This window comes from Polaromonas sp. P1_G4 (genome assembly GCF_056405475.1).
The window spans coordinates 1-1727 of sequence record NZ_JBFUCA010000707.1 but is presented as its reverse complement, the minus strand read 5'-3'; the positions used below and the strand labels follow the sequence as shown (position 1 = coordinate 1727).

Here is a 1727-nt window from a genome sequence, read left to right as displayed (position 1 = left end):
GGCCAAGATGATCAGAAATCCATTTTTTGAGCTTCYATGGAGCAAAGACTCTCAGGTATTGCTGATCTTTCTCACGGTATTTTCGTGGTCGCTCTTCCCGGTGATGCTGAAGCAATTCAACGTCACGCTGTTCCAGGCCGGTTTCGCGATCTGCCTGCTCGTGATCTGTCTGTTCGTCGCTCTCACAGCGCAGCGCAACCAAGTGATGCTGACGCCCCTGCATAAACTCATGCTGATTTGCGGGGCGGGCTATCTATGCATGCTATTGATTGCTTCTGTCCATGCGACGTCGAGGACCAGCATCGTGCAATGGTGCATCCTCTTCACCAAGTTCCTGTTTTTCCTGTTTCTGCTTTTCCACATCAATCGAAAATTTGTCTACGCAAGCATGCGCATCTATGCGAACCTGATGGGCGCGACAGTTGTTTTTTCGCTTGCCGCCATAGCTGCGGTGTTGCTCAGCATCCATCCCTTCAGCACGATGGAAGTCGGCGGACGTGCGGCGGACGTTTTCTTCGGTGCCTACTACATCACCAACACGCCTATATGCCCGCCCACGCCGGTGTTCCGCATTCAGGGACTCAGCGAGGAGCCGGGAACCTACGCGTTCGCATTGATGCCCGCGCTGTTCTGGTTCCTCATCGCGGAGAAGGCTTATCTTCGGTCCACCGTTATCGTGCTCGGATTGATGCTTAGCATGTCCCTCGGTGCCGGGCTTTTTCTCTGCATGGTGCTGGTGCTGATTTTGCTTCTGATGGTCATCAAAAGGTCTGTCGGCAATCATAAATTGGTGATCTTCCTGGCGGGTGCAATAGGCGCCATCGCGCTGATGTACGGCCTGGCCGGCGCCTGCACCAAACAGTATCTTGAGAACTTGAGCGACAAATCCGCCATGACACTGGTCGAAGGATGCATGAAAGAACATTCTTCCGACCGTGAGACCTGCGTGCGTCGAACTGCGCATGCGATGAGTACCACACCAACCGGCAAATCATTGTCCCTTCATGACCGAAAAGAGGGGCTGCGTATCGTCATCGATTACTTGAAGGCGCATCCGGTCGGAACCGGCGCCGCGCTCGGCATGCAAACCGTGCAGAACTCGATTGCCGTAGGTTATGCGGTCGCGACGCTGGAATCCGGCATCGTGGGTGGGGTCTTTTACATCGGCCTTTTTGCGGCGATGGGCYGGCTCGCCTTGCGAACCATCGCCAAGGCCGACAACAAATCATTCGACGGACGCGTCAACGTGGTGGTGTCACTAAGCATCGGCGCGGTTCTCGTAATGGGCGCTCAGCGAATTCAGCCCGATCTGAGCTTCTGGCATATGTGGCTCTACGCAATATGGTTTCACCTCCTGCAGTCAACGGTATCGGGCGTCAGCACCGACTCACGAACTCTTTGAAACCAACATCCACAGAGCACAACTTGTGACCTGCGACCTTCAAACACCCCAGACCACGACAAACATGATTTCGCGACTCCTGAAAACCATCGATATGCCACCGGGGGAAAACCTGTGGGCCAGGAGCATCATGATCGCGGGCGTCGGCATCTGGCTCATATTTTTCACGCTGGGACTGTCTGGCTACGCCGGCGCGAAGGAGTCTTATCTGCTTTTTTCGGCCGCGACCGGAGCCATGCTGATCACCGGATGCCGTCAGAAACACAGTTACGGCTATTTGTTCCTGACGGTATTTCTGTGGCTCGGGCTCTGGCTCAAACTGACG

At 55.0% G+C, this 1727-nt stretch carries 1 protein-coding gene and 1 pseudogene; both read left to right on the top strand.

The features are described from left to right. Positions 1 to 1402 (top strand): hypothetical protein (locus tag AC1D1X_RS22455; RefSeq protein ID WP_477699240.1); only part of this gene is annotated, 1402 nt, incomplete at its 5' end. Between the two features lie 25 nt (positions 1403 to 1427). Next, a pseudogene (locus AC1D1X_RS22450) lies at positions 1428 to 1727 on the top strand (hypothetical protein); the annotation flags it as partial.